Genomic DNA, 2,848 nt, shown 5'->3' with positions numbered 1-2,848 from the left:
ATGAAGGCCTCATCCACCGAATACACTTCCACTGAGGGTACCAGCATGCGCAATGTTTCCATCACGCGCCAGCTCAGATCGCCATACAGGTTGTAATTGGAAGAGAACACCGAGATACCATACTGACGTATGAGTGGTTTCGCTTCAAAATACGGGCCCGCCATTTTCACTCCGAATTGTTTTGCTTCATCGCTGCGCGAAACAATGCATCCGTCATTATTGCTGAGCACTATCACAGGGCTGTTCCTCAGGTCGGGGCGGAATAACCGCTCGCAGGAACAGTAAAAGCTATTGCAGTCAACGATCGCTTTCATTCCGGGTGATCCCGGAATGGCGGTGAAAAGATCAGGTGCTGCTGCCTGTGTGTTCATTCAATGAATGCTTGCTGTGAATAAAAGGGGAGAGACAATGAGCAACCCAGCATGGAAGAGCTGCTCACTTCTCTCATAGGAGGTTTAATGGTCATGGCTGCTCAATGGCAGTATCAACTTTATGGCCGGAGCCTGTTACTAAAGATGGTGGATCACATAGGTGACAACGCCCCAGATCTCGAGGGTGTCACAGGAGGGATCGATCTCCGTGGTGGCAAACTGCCTGTTCTCCGGAAGCAGGCGCACCTTGTTGAAAGTGCGCTCCAGCCTGCGGATCAGCATTTCTCCATTCAGCACAGCGATCACCACTTTCCCGCTCTGCGGCTTGAGGCTCTTGTCCACGATCACCACATCCCCGTCATGGATCCCTGCACCGGTCATGGCTTCGCCTCTCATACGCAAAAAGAAAGTAGCGGGCTTGTTGTGAATGAGCTGCTCATTCAGATCGATCCCCCTCTCCATATAATCATCGGCCGCTGCACCGAAGCCTGTGGCATCGGCTGTCTTTACGTTCCACTGATTGAAGTCTTTGGAACCTTTGTACGCGGCATCATAAAAAATTTCGTCCTGCATATAATAAAATTTGGCTGTGCTAAATTATTTAGTAAATTTATGCTAAATAAATGATCAGACAAAAGGAATTTTATGCACACAGGATCGGTCAATCATAGTGGCAACAAGGCCTGGAGCAGCCAGGGATTGCAGGAGTACAGCCTTGTGATCCAGACAGATAGTGTTGTTGGCCAGCAGGTACGGCTGGAGCAGCAGGACCTGGTGCTGAAGTATGGTCTGAAGGGGCAAATGCGGGGTGGCCAGCAGATAGTGGTAGCCCGTTTTGCCGTTCGTGAGGGCATGGAAGAAACCCTGATGCGCTGGATCCAGCGCATCTGCAGCAACCTGCGCAGTTTTGTGGTAACGCTCAATAATTACAGCGGCTATCCGCCGCATACCATTTACCTGCGCATCCAGGACCAGTGGCCTATTCAGCAACTGATCCGCCAGCTGCGCCCGGTGGAAGATTATATCCGCTCCTCGGCCTGCCCGCCGCCGGTGATGATGTTACGTCCTTACCTGGACATTGCCGGGCATCTGCCTCAGTCCGTGTATGAAAAGGCAATGCCTGAGTATTCAAGGCGCTCATTCCACCAGTCCTTCCTGGCCAATGGCCTGCTGTTGGTGAAAAGCTCTCCTTATGAATTAAATAATAAGACTGTTAACGTGTTCCGGTTCCTGCCGGGCACTTATGAACTATATCAGGAGTTATCCTGAGCCTTATCCTTTTTTCAATCCTTTTAAAATCGTGCAAATGAAACAGCTTACAGACACCTTACCTGATTATGGCGCGCTCTATAAAAGCGGATTGCGTACCAATGAATATCAACTGGTGCTCTCCCCCCATGAAGAGCTGCGGAATAAGATCCTTGCCGTGAAGAAGACTTTTCATGAAACTTACCCGGGCGGTTATGCGAATTTTGTTCGTCCTCATATCCTCCTCGCAAAGTTCACACAGCTGGAGATGATGGAAGAAAAGATCCTGCATCGCCTTCGCCTGGCCGCCAATGGTTATCATCCTTTCAAAGTAGAGCTGAAGAATTACGGTGCATACCCCACACATTCCATCTACGTGAATGTAATTACGCGTCAGCCGATCCAGGGCCTGGTGAAAGAGATCAGGCAGTCGCAGCGCCTGATGAAATATGATAAGGACCGTAAGCCGCATTTTATCGATGAGCCTGTCATTACTATCGCCAGCAGGTTACAGCCCTGGCAATATGAACAGGGTTGGCTGGAATATTCCCATCGCCAGTTCACGGGCCGCTTTGTTGCGGACAGTATGTTATTATTGAAAAGAAGAACAGGTGACCGCGCCTGGCAGATTGCCGAGCGCATGGAATTCAAGAACCTCCCGGTGAATATCAGGCAGGGAGAATTATTCGCCTGAGTGAAGAAAGGAAACTCATAATGGAAAACCACGAAGAACAGAAACCCGATACCTATCTCAAAGGCCGGGGAGCACAGATCAATACACGCAACCGTTTCTTAAAGAACGAGCGTGTGAAGGAACATATCGAGGGTATCGATGAGTGGATAGAGTCCGATATGGCAACCAAATATCTGGAAGACAATGCCAGGGCGGTAGTGAATAAAGTGGATAGCCCTGATGTTGGCATGTTCTACAGCATCAACCCCTATCAGGGTTGCGAGCATGGCTGCATCTACTGCTATGCCCGCAACTCCTTTGAATATTACGGATACAGTGCGGGAGTGGATTTTGAGCGGAATATCATGGTGAAGAAAAATGCGCCGGAGCTTTTCCGTAAATTCCTCATGAATCCCAAATGGCAATGTGTGCCAGTGTCTCTCAGTGGCAACACGGATTGTTATCAGCCCGCTGAAAAGAAATATCGTTTAACCCGGCGCATGCTGGAAATATGCCTCGAGTTTAATCAGCCGGTAGGCATTATTACCAAGAATGC

4 protein-coding genes and 1 pseudogene are annotated in these 2,848 nt (G+C 49.5%); 3 read left to right on the top strand and 2 right to left on the bottom strand.

Annotated features, from left to right (window positions below; genetic code table 11):
* Both ACTHMC_RS29420 and ACTHMC_RS29415 read right to left on the bottom strand, forming a co-directional pair.
* Positions 1-371, bottom strand: a 371-nt coding sequence (locus ACTHMC_RS29420) for a Y-family DNA polymerase (protein WP_440418658.1), incomplete at its 3' end; no start/stop codon positions are given.
* A 138-nt stretch (positions 372-509) separates the two neighbouring features.
* Positions 510-944: a LexA family protein gene (locus tag ACTHMC_RS29415; RefSeq protein WP_440418657.1), complete on the bottom strand. Its 435-nt coding sequence runs from the start codon at positions 942-944 to the stop codon at positions 510-512.
* A 72-nt stretch (positions 945-1,016) separates the two neighbouring features.
* Here ACTHMC_RS29415 and ACTHMC_RS29410 point away from each other — a divergent pair, with 72 nt between their 5' ends.
* The 3 genes and pseudogenes from ACTHMC_RS29410 to ACTHMC_RS29400 form a co-directional block, all read left to right on the top strand.
* A complete protein-coding gene (locus ACTHMC_RS29410) occupies positions 1,017-1,640 on the top strand; it encodes a hypothetical protein (protein WP_440418656.1) in 624 nt (207 codons plus the stop codon).
* 37 nt (positions 1,641-1,677) lie between these two features.
* Positions 1,678-2,313 (top strand): 2'-5' RNA ligase family protein, encoded by a 636-nt coding sequence (locus tag ACTHMC_RS29405; protein WP_440418655.1) that lies wholly within the window; start codon positions 1,678-1,680, stop codon positions 2,311-2,313.
* A gap of 20 nt (positions 2,314-2,333) precedes the next feature.
* Positions 2,334-2,848, top strand: a pseudogene (locus ACTHMC_RS29400) (PA0069 family radical SAM protein); the annotation flags it as partial.

It is taken from the genome of Pseudobacter sp., from assembly GCF_051955275.1.
Classification (GTDB): Bacteria; Bacteroidota; Bacteroidia; order Chitinophagales; family Chitinophagaceae; genus Pseudobacter.
The sequence above is the reverse complement of the archived record's forward strand: the minus strand, read 5'-3'. Positions and strand labels throughout refer to the sequence as shown.

Excerpts from the sequence above, each read along its gene's own strand:
- ACTHMC_RS29415 (WP_440418657.1), bottom strand. The coding sequence starts at position 944 with ATGCAGGACGAAATTTTTTATGATGCCGCGTACAAAGGTTCCAAAGAC.
- ACTHMC_RS29410 (WP_440418656.1), top strand. The coding sequence starts at position 1,017 with ATGCACACAGGATCGGTCAATCATAGTGGCAACAAGGCCTGGAGCAGC.
- ACTHMC_RS29405 (WP_440418655.1), top strand. The coding sequence starts at position 1,678 with ATGAAACAGCTTACAGACACCTTACCTGATTATGGCGCGCTCTATAAA.